This window comes from Carnobacterium alterfunditum DSM 5972 (genome assembly GCF_000744115.1).
GTDB lineage: Bacteria > Bacillota > Bacilli > Lactobacillales > Carnobacteriaceae > Carnobacterium_B > Carnobacterium_B alterfunditum.
Map to the genome: position 1 here is coordinate 375,584 of NZ_JQLG01000004.1, position 18,583 is coordinate 394,166.

The 18,583-nt window shown below is 35.5% G+C and carries 13 protein-coding genes; 4 read left to right on the top strand and 9 right to left on the bottom strand.

Annotated features, from left to right (window positions below):
* Window positions 1–51 precede the first annotated feature (51 nt).
* On the top strand, window positions 52–876 hold the full coding sequence (locus BR50_RS02270; RefSeq protein ID WP_034545819.1) for an undecaprenyl-diphosphate phosphatase: 825 nt from the start codon (window positions 52–54) through the stop codon (window positions 874–876).
* A 271-nt stretch (window positions 877–1,147) separates the two neighbouring features.
* Here the strand turns inward: BR50_RS02270 and BR50_RS02275 are convergent, their stop codons facing one another.
* Window positions 1,148–2,500 (bottom strand): aspartate kinase, encoded by a 1,353-nt coding sequence (locus BR50_RS02275; RefSeq protein ID WP_034545822.1) that lies wholly within the window; start codon window positions 2,498–2,500, stop codon window positions 1,148–1,150.
* Window positions 2,501–2,822: 322 nt separating this feature from the next.
* Between BR50_RS02275 and BR50_RS02280 the strand changes: the two genes are divergently transcribed.
* Window positions 2,823–3,194 carry a DUF4828 domain-containing protein gene (locus BR50_RS02280; protein ID WP_034545824.1) on the top strand — a complete coding sequence of 124 codons (372 nt, stop codon included), beginning with the start codon at window positions 2,823–2,825 and terminating at the stop codon, window positions 3,192–3,194.
* A gap of 142 nt (window positions 3,195–3,336) precedes the next feature.
* Entirely contained in the window at window positions 3,337–3,693 is a 357-nt protein-coding gene (locus tag BR50_RS02285) for a hypothetical protein (protein ID WP_034545826.1), read from the top strand.
* Window positions 3,694–3,799: 106 nt separating this feature from the next.
* Here BR50_RS02285 and BR50_RS02290 read toward each other — a convergent pair whose 3' ends face one another.
* Window positions 3,800–5,473: a peptide ABC transporter substrate-binding protein gene (locus tag BR50_RS02290; protein WP_034545829.1), complete on the bottom strand. Its 1,674-nt coding sequence runs from the start codon at window positions 5,471–5,473 to the stop codon at window positions 3,800–3,802.
* A 209-nt stretch (window positions 5,474–5,682) separates the two neighbouring features.
* Here BR50_RS02290 and BR50_RS02295 point away from each other — a divergent pair, with 209 nt between their 5' ends.
* Window positions 5,683–6,312 (top strand): DsbA family oxidoreductase, encoded by a 630-nt coding sequence (locus BR50_RS02295; protein WP_034545832.1) that lies wholly within the window; start codon window positions 5,683–5,685, stop codon window positions 6,310–6,312.
* Window positions 6,313–6,594: 282 nt separating this feature from the next.
* Here BR50_RS02295 and BR50_RS02300 read toward each other — a convergent pair whose 3' ends face one another.
* The 7 genes from BR50_RS02300 to glgB form a co-directional block, all read right to left on the bottom strand.
* Window positions 6,595–7,872 (bottom strand): NCS2 family permease, encoded by a 1,278-nt coding sequence (locus tag BR50_RS02300; protein ID WP_034545835.1) that lies wholly within the window; start codon window positions 7,870–7,872, stop codon window positions 6,595–6,597.
* 314 nt (window positions 7,873–8,186) lie between these two features.
* Complete coding sequence (locus tag BR50_RS02305) at window positions 8,187–10,046, bottom strand: glycoside hydrolase family 13 protein (protein WP_034545837.1); 1,860 nt, start codon at window positions 10,044–10,046, stop codon at window positions 8,187–8,189.
* Between the two features lie 44 nt (window positions 10,047–10,090).
* Window positions 10,091–12,526 carry a glycogen/starch/alpha-glucan phosphorylase gene (locus tag BR50_RS02310; RefSeq protein WP_034545839.1) on the bottom strand — a complete coding sequence of 812 codons (2,436 nt, stop codon included), beginning with the start codon at window positions 12,524–12,526 and terminating at the stop codon, window positions 10,091–10,093.
* Window positions 12,527–12,649: 123 nt separating this feature from the next.
* On the bottom strand, window positions 12,650–14,086 hold the full coding sequence (glgA, locus tag BR50_RS02315; RefSeq protein WP_034545841.1) for a glycogen synthase GlgA: 1,437 nt from the start codon (window positions 14,084–14,086) through the stop codon (window positions 12,650–12,652).
* Window positions 14,083–15,261 (bottom strand): glucose-1-phosphate adenylyltransferase subunit GlgD, encoded by a 1,179-nt coding sequence (glgD, locus tag BR50_RS02320; RefSeq protein WP_034545844.1) that lies wholly within the window; start codon window positions 15,259–15,261, stop codon window positions 14,083–14,085. The genes glgA and glgD overlap by 4 nt, the downstream gene beginning before the upstream one ends.
* A complete protein-coding gene (locus BR50_RS02325; RefSeq protein WP_034545847.1) occupies window positions 15,251–16,399 on the bottom strand; it encodes a glucose-1-phosphate adenylyltransferase in 1,149 nt (382 codons plus the stop codon). The genes glgD and BR50_RS02325 overlap by 11 nt, the downstream gene beginning before the upstream one ends.
* Before the next feature lie 54 nt (window positions 16,400–16,453).
* Window positions 16,454–18,373 (bottom strand): 1,4-alpha-glucan branching protein GlgB, encoded by a 1,920-nt coding sequence (gene glgB / locus BR50_RS02330; protein WP_074200273.1) that lies wholly within the window; start codon window positions 18,371–18,373, stop codon window positions 16,454–16,456.
* Window positions 18,374–18,583 lie beyond the last annotated feature (210 nt).

The following is an 18,583-nucleotide window of genomic DNA, read 5'->3' on the forward strand; positions in this document are numbered from 1 at the left end:
ACTTAGGTTTGTGCTTTTTAATTTTACGTTTTGATTTGAGAGGAGAACAACATGATTTTTATTGAATTATTAAAGGCCGTATTTTTAGGGGTCGTCGAAGGAATCACCGAATGGCTGCCCATTAGTAGTACTGGACACATGATTTTGGTAGAAGAATTTATCCAATTAAATGCTTCTGCTGAATTTAAAGAAATGTTTTTTGTAGTCATCCAATTAGGTGCTATTTTAGCTGTTGTCTTACTTTATTTTAACAAGTTGAACCCATTTTCACCAAAAAAATCCACTCAAGAGAAGAAAGATACAATGTCGATCTGGTACAAAGTACTTGTTGGGGTTCTTCCAGCAGCTGTTTTAGGCTTACTTTTTGATGACTGGTTGAACGAACATCTATACAATTATTGGACAGTTGCTATTATGTTGATCGTTTACGGAATTTTATTTATTATTATTGAAAATCGTAATAAAGGAAAAGAAAGTTCAATCAATTCATTTAAGGATTTGACCTATAATACAGCCTTTTTAATCGGGATGTTCCAAGTCCTTTCCTTGATCCCTGGTACTTCTCGTTCAGGAGCAACGATTCTAGGTGCTATTTTGATTGGTACTTCTCGTTTCATTGCTACAGAATATTCTTTCTTCCTATCTATTCCTGTCATGTTTGGCGCAAGTTTCCTTAAGCTGGTTAAATTTGGTTTCGAATTTACGGGAATGGAAGTCGCTATTCTTTTAACTGGTATGCTAGTTGCATTCGTTGTTTCGGTTATCGCGATCAAGTTCTTGATGGGCTACATTAAACATAATGACTTTAAAGCTTTTGGCTGGTACAGAATTATTTTAGGTATCCTTGTGCTCGGTTATTTCGTTCTTTTTGGTTAAAAATATTAGCTGAGACAAGCAAGTTATCCTACTAGAAAACTCGTTTCCACTTTTGATGATTTATTTCATCAAAAGTGGGGATGAGTTTTTTAATTGACTAGTTTATCAGCTGCTCTCATGTGAAAACAGCTCAAAAAAAAATCTTACTCTTCCATTGAATGGAAAAGTAAGATTAGAAACTAGTATGCAGTTAAGAATCATCCAAGACTTTTTGATATCGAAATGATTATATTAGAATTGAGTTGAACAAAGAAATTTTTTCGCTGTATTCTCACTTTACAAAAAATGCTTCATATAAGGCTTTCACTGCCAAATCTTCATATTTTGCTTGAATCCCAAATATAACGCTAACTTCTGAAGCCCCTTGGTTGATCATGTCAATATTGATATGATTTTCAGAAAGAGCTGTTGCTGCTTTAGACATCGTGTACATTTTCTCACGCATGCCCTCCCCGACGATCATGATCAACGCAATATTATGTTCAACAGTCACGCTATCTGCACACAACTCTTCTTTTAATTGAATCAACAATGAGTGTTCTTCTTCGGTCGTCATTTGATTCGTCTGTAAAATAATCGTTAAGTTATCGATTCCTGATGGCATATGTTCATAACTGATTCCTCTTGCCTCCAGTATCTCCAATACTTTGCGCCCAAAACCGATCTCACGGTTCATTAAATACTTATCAATATAAATACTGCTAAAGCCGCTTGAACTGGCAATACCGATCACACCTTGTTCAGTCAATTGGCGTTCTTTCATGATGCGGGTCCCCGGAGCAGATGGATTATTTGTATTTTTGATTTGAACTGGAATACCTGATTTAAATGCCGGCTGTAAAGCTTCATCATGTAAGACTGAAAAACCGCCATATGAAAGCTCACGTATTTCACGGTAAGTCAGTTCTTTGATACCAATAGGATTTTCAACTACATGAGGGTTAGCCGCAAATATGGCATCTACATCTGTGAAATTTTCATATAGATCTGCTTGGATCCCATTTGCCAAAATAGCGCCAGTGATATCTGAACCACCTCTTGAGAAAGTACACACTTTCCCATCTTTTGTATACCCAAAAAAACCAGGAAAAATGATAACTTCTTCGCTATCGCGTAATTTAGCTAACTGCTCATAACTCTCAGGTAAAACTTGAGCATTTCCTGGTTCGTTGGTTACCATCAATCCAGCTTCTTTAGGATCCATATACCGAGCTGGTACACCTTCTTGGTTAAAATAAGCAGCTACTAATTTTGCATTATTATCTTCTCCACTTGCTTTAAATGCATCTAAATAATAATTGGGTTCATTTTTATTGCCTTTGACTAAGGAATCTAAGTTGCTTCTTATCTCATCGATGATTTCTGTTCCTAAGCCTAATTCCTCTGCAATATTTTGGTATCGGTCAATGATTTTTTCTAGTACGGCACTAAAGTCATGGCCGACAAGAGCTTTCATACCAAAACCAATCAACAGATCTGTCACTTTTTCGTCCTCCGCTGAACGCTTACCAGGAGCTGATACTACAACTATTTTGCGTGCCGCATCTTCTTTTACAAGTTGGATAACTTTTTTCAACTGACTTCCTGAAGCTAAGGAGCTTCCACCAAATTTAATCACGTTCATCAGAGTAACACCCTTTATCATTTTTATTTGATTTCATTTTATAACTATACTATTTTAGAAATTGACGTATTCTTATATTTTGGACTGTTCTTTATTGAGAATCAAGTCTTTCTGTTTATTTAAGCAAAAATGTAGCAACATTTCGTTTATTTTATCTAATTTTTTTTTTAGTAATCTATTTAACATCATTTTGACATCAAAATAATACTTTAGTCCCTATTTAATTCATTAAAATAGGCTTATAATATAGTTGTTATCGTTTTTGCAATTCTTAACTATTATATCGCACTTATTCTATTACTTATTATGGGAGAAATCAAATATGAAAATGTATAAATATATCCACTATCTTTTAGGATTTTCCGTTATTGCTCAGTTACTGGGGAAATCTGTTTCAAATAGAAAAAAGTGTTTAGCTAAAAAAAGTTCTCTTCAGCAACCTATATCCTCTTTTGTTGGAACTTGGAGCAGTCAAGAACATAAAACACGCTGGCTTTTAAAAATAACACAAGATGGCGATCTTCACATTAATAATCATCTTATTAAAGGAAGCCTCACATCTATTTCAGATCAGCAGCTGGTCTTCACTGATCACTACGGGTATAAATTGATTGCTAAACGCCATGAAAACAATACATTGTCATTTTATGACGAGGCCGATGAAAAGAACTATTTATTTGTTTTATCAGAGTAAAATCGATCCATGATTTCAACCTCATGGATTGGTTTTACTTTTTCTATTCTCTTAGTATTTGCTATTGAAAAAAAATCTTGTAGACGTTATGGTATACTCAGTAATCAAATTATTTTCCACTGTCTAGAAAGGAGTACTGCACTTGTTTCAATACCTTCTAATCGGGTTGATCGTCTTTTATGTGATGGGTAATTTATTGGCTTTACGTCATTTTGGTGCCTATGATTTTGAAAGTCAATTTGTCCGTATCTTTCTTGTAAATGATCGAAGGATCATAAAAAATATCAAAGAAAAGCCGACTGTTCCATTAATAAAAAAATTAAAACAAATCTTTAGCCTTCAACTGATTGCAAAAATTTTGATTTATTCTCTATTTGTTCATTTTTATCTTGGAAATAATACATCTGTGAGTGTTTTTGTTTTAGCATCTTTATTCGTCTGTAATATTCTTTTTGACCTCCATACGAATAGAATCGTTAATGCAGCAAATAAACTTTAAATAAATTTAAAACAAGGAAAGAGCTCTAAAACGAGGATGTAAATCTTCGTTCAGAGCTCTTTCTTATTTTGTACTGCCTATAGTTTCACCAAGAGCTGTATAGTTCTTATTCAGCTTCGATGTAAGCATCTTTGTAGCTGTATTTAGCTCCAACTTGGTAGTTGTAGATATCTTTAACATTTTCTTTTTGCAATGTTGCTGCAGCTCTTTGGTATAGAGGAGCTACGCCAGCTTCATCTAGCAAGATTTTTTCAGCATCAAGCAAGTTTGTCCAACGTGCTTCAACGTCTGTTGCATTTTCACCTTTTGATAGAGCAATTAATTCATCAAATTCTTTATTGCTGTAGCTAGAACGGTTATATGGGCTTTCAGTCGTCATTAGATCAATGAAGTTTACTGGATCAGCAAAGTCTGCTCCCCATCCGCCTAAAGCTAGATCGTAATCTTGATTTGTTTGTAATTCCAAACGAGCTTTAAATGGAACATTTTTCAATGTGATCTCCACACCAGGTAAATTAGTTTCGATCTGATCCTTCATGTAAGCTCCAACTTTTTTATTTGTCTCATCATCATCACCAAGTAATTCTAATGTTACAGTATCTGTTCCTAATTCAGATTTAGCTGCTTCCCAATATTCGTTAGCTGCATCTGCATCAAAAGATAGGTAATCGCCTGATTCTGCACGGAAATCATCTCCAGTTGTTGGATTTGATGCTAATCCAGCAGGAACAAGCCCACCTACTGTTTGAGAACCATTTGCTAAGATTTCGCTGACCAATAATTCATGATCATAAGAAGAAGCAATCGCTTTACGTAAGTTTTCATTAGCTAACGGTGTTTCTTCTTCATCTCTTTCTTGATTCAATTGAAGATAAGAAGTTCTCGCTTCTGTTTCAACAGTGTAATCTGCATTATCTTTATATTGTTTAGCAAATTCACCGGTTAAATTGACCCGATCGATTTGACCAGAATCATATAGATTTAGCGCTGTTGACGTTTCTTTAATAACTTCAACATTGATTTCTTCTAAAGCAACATTTTCTGCATCCCAATAATCTTTATTCTTTTCATATGTCCAATTTAAGTTTGTTCCGTCCCAATTACTAAATGTGAATGGTCCGTTAAAAATCATTGTTTCTGCTGAAGTACCATATTTAGCTCCTTGTTCTTCTACAAATGCCTCATTTTGAGGGAAGAATGTAGGAAATGCCATTAAAGAGATAAAGTAAGGTACTGGTTTTTCCATTGTAACTTTTAATTCGTAATCACTTACGGCTTCTACGCCTAATGTTTCAGGATCAGCACCATCAGAAATAATTGCTGTCGCATTTTTGATTCCTTCGAATAGATAAGAATAAGAAGCCGCTGTTTCAGGATCAGCTACTCTTTTCCAAGCATATACAAAATCCTTGGCTGTCACAGGGTCTCCATTTGACCAAGTAGTACCTTCACGCAATTTAAATGTGTATTCCAAACCATCTTCACTAACAGTTGCTTCTTCTTGGGCCAAAGCAGGAACTGGCTGACTATCTTTGTCAAGGCGATATAAACCTTCATTTATATTATTAAACACGGTGAAACTTACAGTATCAGTTGCTATTGCAGTGTCCCCTGTAGGTAATTCAGCAATTTCAACTAAATTAAGTACTTGCTCTTCTGCTAAATTTCCTTCACCTGAATTTGAACTACTTGTTTCACTATCTGCTTCATTTCCACAAGCTGCTAATAAACCTGCTGTCAATAATAATGCACCTGATTTCCACCACTTCGTTTTTCCCATGTTAAATCCCCCTGTTTTCTTATCTTATTTTAATCTATCTCTAATCAAATTAGAACTTGATAATAAATATACACATTTTTATTATTATTTGCAAGTTTTTTTTAAAAGTTTTTTCCTCATTAACTAACTTTAACTAACTTTTATTGACATCTAAACATCTTTACCTTTATGCTTATCATTAGTAAGTATCAATTAAGGAGTGTTGCAGGATGAAAATAGAAGTATGGTCAGATTTTGTTTGCCCGTTTTGTTACATCGGTAAACGTCATTTAGAAGCAGCCCTTAAGGACCGTTCAGATGTAGAAGTTGAGTTTCATAGTTATGAACTAGATCCCTCAGCTCCTGAGAAGGTTGACGGTAAAATGGAAGATTATTTTGCCGAGTATAAAGGAATGAGCGTAGAACAAGCCCAATCTATGATCCTACAAGTTACTCAAATGGCTAATAACGTTGATTTAGATTACGATTACGACGCTATTCAACATGGGAACACCTTAAAACCTCATCGTTTATTTCAATTTGCCAAAGAACAAGGCAAAGGTAATGAATTTATGGAACTAGCTAAGAAAGCCTACTTTATTGAAGGTAAATGGTTAAATGACGATGACTTTTTAGTTCATTTGGCTACCTCTGTTGGTTTAGATGAAACTCGTGTTCGAGACGTGTTGGCTTCTGAGGCTTATTTAGATGCTGTACGTTTGGACCAAGCACAAGCTGCTGAAATTGGCATTCAAGGCGTTCCCTTCTTCGTTATTGATAAGCAATATGGCCTTAGTGGCGCTCAGCCTATTGAAATATTTGAACAGGTATTTGCGGATATCGACGCTAAAAAAATATGATTGCATAAAAAATGACAGGAACCTTTGCAATAGGGGGTTCCTGTCATTTTTTATAATACTTGCTTGATAGATAAATAAAGTTGCTTAACAAATACTACTGGTGTGGCAAAGAAATTTATTTTGGAATAACGGGTTTGCTTGTGGAGAGCCATGGAAGCTTTACATGGCTACAGGCAATCCCTATTCCGTCAGAATTTCCAAGTAGTGCTCCAAATGATAGTGAGCGTACAAAAAAAGAGAGGGGAAATAACCCCCCCTCTCTTTTATCGTTTATTGAACTCGTTAAATGATCGTAATAGCGATCATTGTAAGCAAGAAAAGAAACGATACTACATGCATAGCTTTTTTTACTTTGAAAAATTCTCCCTTTGCTAATTTAAAAATAGGATATGCTACAAAACCAAATGCTAATCCATCAACAATACTTGAAGTTAAAGGAATCATCACTAGAATTAGAAAAGCTGGGAACCATTCACTGAAATCATCAAAAGGAATGTGTTTTAGATTTTCCATCATAATTGCACCAGTAATAACGATAACTGGTGCTAATGCTGCATTAGGAATATAAGATAACAGTGGCGTGAACAACAACGAAAGTAAAAATAATACTCCAGCCGTTACAGCCGTTAGCCCTGTCTTACCTCCAGCTTTGATGCCAGATGCACTTTCAGCTGCTGCTACAGTTGGACTTGTTCCAAACAAAGCAGATACCATAGTCATAATTCCACTAACTTTAAAAGCACTTTTAAAACGTGTCTTATCTTCTAACATACCTTCAAAAAGACCTATCGCTTCAAAAATCAAGATCATCGTTAGTGAGAATACAGCTAATAAAAAAGGTACGCTAAAGAGTGTTGAAAAATCAAAATCCCCTATAAGTGCTGGAAATTCAGAAAGATTGCTTAATGAAAATGAAGAAGCACTAACTTCATGAACACGAGTTATCAACGAGATAATAGTAATAACTACAATTCCAATAAAAAAACTGCCGGGTACATTTCTTAAATACAGCACACCAGATAGTAAAATCCCGATAACAGCTAATAATACCAACGGTTGAGATAAATCTCCTAAAGCGATAAAAGAACTGTCTCCTCCATCAACAAGAATACCACCATTTTCTAACCCGATCACAACTAGAAAAAGACCGATTCCGGCTGTGATTCCATGTTTCAATGACTCCGGAATAGCATCTGCTAACAATTTACTGATAGAAGTATAAGCAATACCTGTAAAAATCACTCCCGAGACAAAGATCACTGCTAATGCTTGCTGCCAGGAAAGACCCAACGAATCAACGATCGTATACGTAAAGAACGCATTTATTCCCATACCTGGTACTAGGACTATAGGTGCTTTCCCCCACAATCCCATCATTATACTGCCGATAGCTGAAATAATGATCGTACTAAAAACACTTAGTTCAGCAGGAATACCTGCATCTGCCAATATTAAAGGATTAACGACAATGATATAAGACAATGCGAAAAATGATGTAGCACCTGCAATCATTTCTTGCTTAATGCTTGTTTGCTTTTCTTTCAATTTAAAAAAATTCAAATTCTTTTCTCCTTTTCGATGTGTTTTTTAAACACAAGTAATCTGGAGACATGGGCTTGCATTCTTTATAAAGCTTGCATAGCAAAAAAGAAAGATTTCTTTCTTTACACGCCCCAACACTCTATTATATCATCTATAGTATAAAAAGTCATGGATTTCATGCTACCCTTAGCAGGTCTAAAAGCAACTTTTTTTTTAACAGAAATCTCGTATGATCGATTTAACTGACTGCTTCTTAAGAAATAATATAGAATCAAAAAAAGCTAACAGTTCATCAGTCAGATCTGACTGATAAACTGTTAGCTTTTAGTTTTCTAAATAATATGGATCATGGTTTCTTGATCTATTTCTTTTTTTAAAAGAACCATCCCATTTCCTTCTATTTGGATATGCTCTATTTGATTCTCATTTAAAAAGGATGGAATGTTAAGATCATACTGCTCTGGAATAGCTGAAGTTTCTAGATGGATTTTTTCATTGGACGTATTTAAAAGGGCAATTACAAATTCTTCCTTGCTTACCAACCTAATAATACCCATTAATCCACCTTGCGAAAAGGGATAAAAATCGCCTTCTCTTAGGCTGCCTTCTTTATTACGGATAGCGCTCATTTTTTTTGCAAACATTTGAATCTCATTATTTTCTCTTCCCCATGGATACATTCTACGATTATCCGGATCTTCATTTCCTTCCAGGCCCGCTTCATCTCCATAATAAAGACAAGGAACTCCCGGCAGAACAAATAATAAAGCCATCGCTTGCTTTAATTTTGATACATTGCGGTCTAGTATTGTTAAAATCCGTTTAGAATCATGTGTTCCTATATTATTAAAATTACTTTTGAATGCTTCGGCAGGATAATTTTCTTTCAAATTCATCCATTTTTCAGCAGCTTCTTGTGGAGTGATCGTGTTTTGGAGCAAGCCTATAATAATCTCACGAAAAGGGTAATTCATCGCTCCATGCAACATACCACCTTCAATATAATGGCGACGCTTATTATAAGAAATTTTATTCGAAACGTCCTCCCATACTTCTCCAATTAATACAGAATTTGGGACCGTTTCGTCCAATGCTGATCGGATGCCTTTTAATACATCATCCGACAACTCATCCGCTACATCTAGACGCCATCCGCCTATACCTAACTTTGACCACTTTCGTATAACGCTATTTTTGCCTTCATAAATAAAAGAACGGACTTCTGGATTTTCTGTATTCAACTTTGGTAAATCTCTAACGCCCCACCATGACTCATAAAATTCCGGGAATTTTTTAAAAGTATACCAATTAGAATAAATACTTTCATTAGACTGGTAAGCACCCTTTTCATTATAAGTTCCAAATAAATTAAAATAGCGGCTGTCTGCACCAGAATGGTTAAATACGCCATCCAAAAGAATATGCATACCATTTTTTTCAGCTTTTTGAATAAGCTCTTTAAATGTTTCTTCATCTCCAAACATAGGATCGATTTTCATAAAATCACCTGTATCGTATTTATGGTTGCTGCGCGCTTCAAATATAGGACTAAGGTATAAAATCGTTATACCTAATGCCTTTAAATAAGGCAGCTTTTGGATGATTCCTTTTAAATTTCCACCATAAAATTCCCAACGAATGACTTCTCCATCTTTATTTTTGATGTACATGGGCAAATCTTCTTGATGGGCATAAAGAAACGAATTTCTTTTAGGATTCAATACAGTTCCATCTTCATTACCATTGCAGAAACGATCAACAAAAATATGATAGGCTACTCCTTCGCGATACCATTTAGGTGAAGGGTCTTCGTAAAGATAACTGGTTAATTGATAAGGTTTCACTTGGTGTTCATCTTCGTAAATTTGTCCTTCTCCACCCTTGAATCGTTTATTATTTCCATAATAAACGATTCTTGTTTGGTGTTCTTTTTGAAGCGTTAGTTTAAAGAAATAATAATACAATCCTTGACCTTCTGTTAATTGAATCGTTACTTGGTGTTGAGAGAGTCCGTCTGGACGCATTTTGACTTCGAATGTATCTCCAAAATCTTTTTGTACAACAAGACAAACTGGTTCAACGACCGGGCATTCGCAAGTAAGGGTAAAGGTTACTTCTTCATTGACCGATACTGCTCCAAAAGGTTTTTTGTATTCTGTTAACCAAGAATTGTAATAAATCGTTTCCGTCATTTTGTTTCCTCAGTTCTATTGTAGTTCCAGTTTCTCATTTGACTTTATACTGGCTGATTTCCTTTTAAAAAAACTTTATCTTTTGTAGGCCTCTCTTTAACATTCCATATTTCCTCTGCATAGCGCATGATCGTGAAGTCCGCTGAAAATGGTCCAGAGCTTGCGATATTGATCAATGCTTTTTGATTCCACAACGGTTTATCTTGGTATAAGATATCTGCTCTTTCTTGTGCTGCAACAAAACTTTCGAAATCTTGCAAGACATAGTATTCATCGTTGTATTGAACCAATGAGTCATAGATCACTCTGCCCTCTACTTCGATATCCGGAATAGTACCATTTATCAGACACTCCAATATTCTATTTAAACGTGGGTTGTTTTTTAGGACTGTCTTAGAAGAATAATGTCCTTCTCTATTCATTCGATTCACTTCATCGTTCGTCATCCCAAACAAGAAAATGTTGTCTTCCCCTACTAGATCCTTGATTTCAATATTTGCACCATCTAAGGTTGCCATGGTCAAGGCACCATTCAGCATCAATTTCATATTGCTTGTTCCAGAAGCTTCTTTACCTGCTAATGATATTTGTTCGCTAATATCTGCAGCTGGGATGATCAACTCTGCCAACGAGACTCCATAATTTTCGACAAAAACGATTTTTATTTTATTTCCTACATCTGGATCATTGTTTACCAATTCAGCTAATGCATTGATAAATTTTATGATTTGTTTTGCATAAATATAACTAGGTGCTGCTTTAGCCCCAAAAATAAAGACTCTTGGCTGTAATTCGATTTTAGGATCATCTTTGATCTTCAAATAACGATCCAAAATATGCAGTGCATTTAACAATTGGCGTTTATAAGCATGCAATCTTTTGATTTGTACATCAAATAAAGCTGTAGGATCAAGTTCAATGGCATATTTTTCTTTCGCATATGCGGCAAATCGTTTTTTATTTTCCAGCTTTATATCGGACAACAGGTTAAGCGTTTCTTCATCTTTTGAGTAAGCTTTAAATTGTCTTAGTTCTGCTGGACTTGTCTTCCATTCTTTACCGATTTTAGTATCAATCAACTGTGTCAGCTTTTCATTAGCCAAATGTAGCCACCTTCGTTGCGTGATACCATTTGTTTTATTGTTGAATTTAGAGGGATACATTTCATAAAAATCATGCAGTATTTCTTCCTTCAAAATATCTGTGTGCAGCTGGGCAACACCATTTACACTGTGGCTTCCGATGATTGCTAAGTTGGCCATTTTGATATTGCCATCTGAAATAATCGTTGTCCTATAAGTCAGTTCTTCTCCATATAGAGGGATTTTTTTATCTATATGGCGTTGATTGATAGCCTCAATAATTTGATAAATACGCGGAATCAACTCTTGTACCATATGAACAGGCCATTTCTCCATCGCTTCTTGCATAATGGTGTGATTAGTATAACTAATAGATTTCTTTGTAATATCCCACGCTTTTTCCCAACTCAATCCTTCTTCATCTAGCAATATACGCATCAATTCAGGAATACATAAAGCTGGGTGTGTATCATTTACATGAATGGCAATTTTATTAGGAAACTCACTCCATGGCAACTGCTGCTTTTTGAAAAAACGAATAATGCTTTGGATTCCTGCAGACGTAAAGAAATACTCTTGGCGCAATCGAAGCAGCTGTCCTTCATAGTTGGAATCATCCGGATAAAGGACTTCCGTAATTTGATTCACTAATACTCGTTCAGCACTTGTTTTGAAGTTTATTTCTTCTTCAGGAGGAATCTCGGCCGACCATAAGCGAAGATTATTAACGACATCATTTTCGTAACCGATCATTCCTGTATCGTAAGGTACAGCAAGAATATTTTGAGTGTTCGAATAAATAGGACGCAACTTATTCTCCCCATCTTCTTTCAAGTAGACTTCACCGCCAAAACGAATCATAACGGCTTTGTTTTCTTTTCTAACTTCCCAAATATTCCCGTTACGCAGCCAGTTATCAGGCAGCTCAACTTGGTACCCGTCTACAAATCTTTGTTGAAACAGCCCATATCGGTAGCGAATACCATTTCCATTTCCAGGTATGGCAAGGGAAGCAATTGAATCCATAAAGCAAGAGGCCAAACGTCCTAGACCACCATTGCCTAAAGCAGGATCTACTTCTGATTGAACGATTGCATCAAAATCCAAGCCCATTTCAGTGATTCCGTCTCGAACGGTATCTAAAATACCTAAATTCAACAAATTGCTTTTCAACATACGTCCCGGTAAAAATTCCATGGAAAAATAGTAGACTTGCTTAACTTGTTCGTCTATATAAAGCTGATTCGTTTGTTTCCAATTATCAGAAGAATAAAATTTTATAAAATTTGCTAAAGCGGCATATTGTTGCTCTGAAGAAGAATCTTTTATATTTGAAGCATGCTGGCTTTCAAATACTTTCTTAAATTCTTTTTTAAATATATTAGTTGTTAATGTCATTTTTTTCTCCCCGTATTCTTCTTTGATTTAAATTAAAGGCAATCAACGCTATGCGGCAAAAGAAACTCCAACAGCCAAAATAAGAATAGTTGCCTATCATTATGTGCCCGTCGAAGTTCTCCATTATGCTTTAAGTACTGCTGTATAGACTCTTATATATTCCTTAGTTGATTTTTCCCAACTAAAATCTTTTGCCATAGCTTGCTCTACCAATGACATCCATACCTTTGGTTCATCGTAGTACACAGTTAATGCACGATCAATGGTTTCAACCATTACAGATGAACGGAAATCATAAAAGCTGAACCCTGTTCCTTCGCCCGTTAGCGGATTGAAAGGTTCTACCGTATCTTTTAATCCGCCCGTTTCATGGACGATCGGTAGTGTACCATAGCGAAGAGAGTTCAATTGAGAAAGCCCACAAGGTTCAAAGGCAGAAGGCATAATAAATAGATCACTCCCAGCGTAAATATGCTGAGCTAAGGCCACATCAAAATCAACGATAACTTTGAAATTTTTCGGGTATTTCCATGTGAAATACTTGAAACTATCTTCATATTCTTTTTCTCCTGTACCTAATATGAGAATTTGAATATTACGGTGCATTAATTCTTCTACCTGCTCTCTTAATAAATCACAGCCTTTTTGAGTAGTCAATCGACTAACCATTGACATCAAAGCAATCTCCTTATTTACAGGCAAGCCAACTCGTTCTTGCAAAGCTATTTTATTGAGTGCTTTTCCTGCTAATTTTTTAGCAGAGAAATGTGCTGGAATCAAATCATCCGTTTCAGGATCAAAGACATCATAATCGATCCCATTTAAAATACCACTTAATTTATAGTTGTTATACCGCAATACACCATCTAAATTTTCACCAAATTGAGGTGTTTGTATTTCTTGTGCGTATGTTGGACTAACCGTAGTGACTTGATCCGCATAAAAAATACCACCTTTTAAACAATTGATTTGGTCATAATATTTCAAACCATGATCATGAACGGCATTGTATCCAATGCCATATAAATCAGATAATACGAATTGATCATATACACCTTGAAATTGCAAATTATGGATCGTTAAGATCGTTTTGATCGATTGATAACTGTCTATCCATTGGTATTTATCTTTTAGTAGGACTGGAATAATAGAAGTATGCCAATCATTTACATGCAATATATCTGGAATGAATGCTATTTTTTCTAACATTTCACAAATTGCTTGCGAGAAAAAAGCAAACCGTTCGCCATCATCTTCAAAACCATAAATACTTGGACGGTCAAAGTAGTAAAGATTGTCAACAAAGTAATAGACAACGTTATCTTTTTCCAATTTTTTAATGCCGCAATATTGGCTTCTCCAGCCAACTTTCACTTCAAACTGAACAACATCTTCTAATTGATCTTTGTATTTTTGAGGCATCGTACTGTACAAGGGCAATACCACACGTACATCTACACCTTGCTTCTTTAACTCTTTTGGTAAAGCACCTGCGACATCACCTAATCCGCCGGTCTTAAAAAAAGGGGCACATTCTGCCGCAGCAAATAATACTTTCATTTTTCAACTCCCTTTTCAACATTGATTTCACGATTTTTTTCAACTACCAATGGATTTTTCTTGGTCCCTTTTAATTTAACTCCTGGACCAATTTTTACGCCTTTATCTAAAATAACGTAATCTAATTCTGCCCCCTCAGCAATTTTACTGCCTTGCATGATCAAGGAATGTCTGACGATCGCTGTTTTTTCAATGGTCACTTTACGGAAAACGATCGAGTCCTCAACTATGCCATCTATTACACAATCACTGGCGAACTGAGAATTAGTAATAACCGCTTCTTTTGAATAATAAGTTGGTGCTCCATTTTTCACTTTTGTAATGACCGGTTGGCTACGATAGAATAGCGCATTGTAATTGTCTTCATCAAGTAGATCCATATTTGCTTCATAATAACTTGAAATTGTTTCAATATTTTTCAAATAGCCAGTATATTCATAGCCATGTACCGTGTTTTTTTTCAAACTATGTTTAATTAAAACATTGATATCTCCTTTTATTCTATTATTCGCTGCTTCGTTTGTTAATTCGATAAATTTATCCGTTTTCATAATTGCAATTCCCATTCCAACAGCCAATTTTGTTTCTTTTTTTGGAATTTCGCATGCAGGAAGTAAATCAGCTAATTTACTTTCTCCTTCTACTTCAAAAGTTAAACAATTAGCAATCGAATCCGGTAAGCAAAATTCTCTTGTAACATTTTTATAGACCACAGTAATATCAGCTTCGTTTGCGATATGGCTTCTTAAAACAGCCTTTAAATCTACATTGCAAAGCATTTTACTGCCCATAACAACAACATACTCTTTTTTAGAATGTCGAACAAAATCAATCTGATCTTGGTAGTAGCTGCTGATTTGGTCTGGTTCTAATTTTTCTAAAGCTTCTTTGAACTCAGCTCCTGCGTGAATGAACAATCCGCCACCAACTGTCGACTCCATCCCCCAAGGGTATCCACTTCGTACATGATCCAATAAAGCTCTAGCGCTACCTCTTACAAATAATGCAACCGAATTGACCTCTGCACTATACAAACTGGAAAGAGGAAAATCAATCAGCCTATACCGTGAGCCAAATGGCAATGCTGCTAATGCTCTTCTCTTTGTTAAAGGCATTAATTTTGACTCTGATTCATCTAGATTCACTACTGCGCATAACTGTTCATTAGTCTTCATCTTTTAACCCTCCTACCTCTTCTGCATAGCCAACAACAGTAATATTTTTTGGATCCCCGATAAGTTGCGCTCCATCATGGATTTTTGCATTTTCTCCAATAATGGCACAATTAATGGTTACGTTCTCGCCTATCGTCACATTGGCCATGATCAAACTATCTTTAATAGTAGAATTTTTACCTATTTTAACGTTGGGTGATACAATTGAATGCTTGACTTCACCTGCAACATAACAGCCATCTACGATCATAGAATCCGAAACATTTGAGGTTTTAGTTAAAAATTGAGGTGGAGCAGAATAATTTCGTGTGTAGATTCTCCATGAAGAATCTCTTATATTCAATGCATGATTTGGATCTAAAAATTCCATATTTGCTTCCCAAAGACTTTCAATCGTTCCTACATCTTTCCAATAATCTTTGAATGCATAAGCAAATACATTTTCGCTGTTTCTCAAATATGCTGGAATAACGTCTTTCCCAAAATCTTCCATCGTCCGATTTTTAGCATAATTATCAATAAGATAACTTTTTAGCATTGGCCAATCAAAAATGTAGATCCCCATTGAAGCTAAATTACTTTTAGGTTCTGCAGGTTTTTCTTCAAATTCGATGATTCGATCTGTCTGATCCGTATTCATGATCCCAAAGCGTGGAGCTTCTTCAAGTGGAACTGGAATGACCCCTACTGTTAGAGCTGCCTTTTTTTCTTTATGAAATTCGATCATATTTTGATAGTCCATTTTATAAATATGGTCTCCAGATAGTACTAATAAGTATTCAGGTTCATAGCGGTTAATAAAATCGATATTTTGATAGATCGCATGTGCGGTTCCATTAAACCATTTTTCACCATCGACACTTGAATAAGGTTGTAATATAGTCGCACCACCATCATGCGTATTCAGCCCCCAGTTTTCCCCATTTCCAACATGGGTATTTAATTCAAGTGGCTGATATTGAGTCACTACGCCGACATTTTTTATACCAGAATTAGCACAGTTACTTAACGCAAAATCAATGATCCTATACTTACCACCAAAAGGGACAGCTGGTTTAGCTATATCTCTGGTCAACTTTCCAAGCCTTGTTCCTTGTCCTCCTGCTAAAATCATAGCTAATGTCTCTATTTTTTTCATTATACTATCGGAAGAATCGTCTTGCCATCCTTCCTCTACCCTCCTTTTTATCGTTTAATTTTTTGGCACTCCAAAAATTCTTTTTGGTCTTAAAATCAAAACGCTCATTGCCGGTACAATCAATTCAATTGTATAATCTTGTTGGTCGGTAGTTTCTTTTACCGTTTTCAAAGGACCTTGATCCTTAACCCATACTCCGCCGTACTCACTCATTTCAGTATTTAAACATTCTTCATATAACCCTTCAAATGGTACTCCAATCTTATACCCTTTACGTTCAACTGGAACAAAATTACAAATGACAACCACGAAGTCACGCGGTTTTTTCCCTTTACGAATGAACGTTAAAACTGTTTCAGCATCATCTACATCCAAGATTTGGATCCCTTCTGCTTGGTGATCTACTTCCCACAATGCTCGTTCTGTTTTGTATATTTGATTTAAAGACTCCATAAAATGTAAGTGTTTGGCATTCATCTCATCATCCAAACTTCGCCATTCTAATCCTTCATGAATACGCCACTCTAAGAATTGACCAAAATCGTTTCCCATAAAATTTAATTTCTTCCCCGGATGAACCATCATATAAGCTTCTAGTGTGCGTAAACTGGCGAATTGATTGTACCGATCACCTGGCATTTTATGCATCAATGATTTCTTTCCGTGGACAACTTCATCATGAGAAAACGGTAAAATAAAGTTTTCATTGAATGTGTACATGAAAGAAAAGGTAATTAAATTAAAATTATTTTTTCGGAATAATGGATCCATTTCAAAAAATTTCAATGTGTCATTCATCCAACCCATATTCCATTTGTAATTAAAACCCAATCCTCCCATGTGAACCGGTTTCGTGACTTTTGACCATGCCGTACTTTCTTCAGCGATCATCAATAAGTCTGGATGCCGTTCAAATACTTTTTTATTTAGTTTTTTTATAAACTCAACGCCTACTTTGTTGTGGTTGCTGCCATCTTCATTAGGTGTCCATTCGCCAATATCGTAATCTAGATACAACATACTGGATACGGCATCCACCCTTAAACCGTCTAAATGGAATTGTTCGATCCAATAAAGAGCATTGGAAATCAGAAAGCTCTGGACCTGGTTTTTACCTAAATCAAAGTTCATTGTGCCCCAGCGATTATTTTCTGCTTTATTCTTATCTGCATACTCGTATTGCGGTGTTCCGTCAAAATAGACCATCCCGTAATCATTGCGGTTAAAGTGACCTGGAACCCAATCCATCAATACTCCGATATTTGCAAGGTGAGCCGCTTCAACAAAATCTTGAAACTCTTCCATTGTGCCAAATTTTGAAGATAATGCATAGTAACCAGTCAATTGGTATCCCCAAGATGCATCTAAGGGATGTTCCATCAGAGGCATGAATTCAATGTGCGTGTAACCCATTTTTTTTACATAAGGAATCAATTCGTCTTTTAATTCAGGAATGGTGTACCAGGTACCATCTTCGTGGTGTTTCCATGAGCTGAGGTGTACTTCATAGATATTGAGCGGGCGTTCATAAATAGAAAAGCGTTTTTTATTTGCCGTCCATAAACCATCTTTCCATTTTTTTTTCGGCAAATCTTTTACGATCGAAGCATCATTAGGTCTGACTTCAAATTCTAGCGCATAAGGATCAATTTTTAATTTTACCGTTCCATCAGATCGTTCTATCCGGTATTTATAACATTGTCCTTCCACAGCCTGCTCACTGAACACTGTCCAACAACCTGTCTTGCCTATTCTTTCCATTTCAATTCCTATATGCCAATCTGAAAAATCTCCTACTAAACCAACATTCTTTGCATTAGGAGCCCACACAGTAAAACGAAAACCAACTTTCCCTTCATAATTTTCCTGTTTACATCCCATAATTAGATAACTATCGAAATGCTCTCCTGTATTAAATAAATACAGCTCTTCTTCAAGATCATCTTTTATTTTTTCATTTATTGATTGATTCATCACTTGGTTCACTCCTAACTAAAAAGTTATGTACTTAAAAAAAAGCCATCATTCTATCATCTTATTTTCATTCTACAACGTAATGGCTTAATAATCGACCTAAATTTTCATTTTTTAAAATTTAAATGTTATTTAATTATATCTGTAGTATACCACTAAAAAAAGACAGCGTTTACTTTTCTGTTAAAATATCTTTTTCAAATAAAAAAA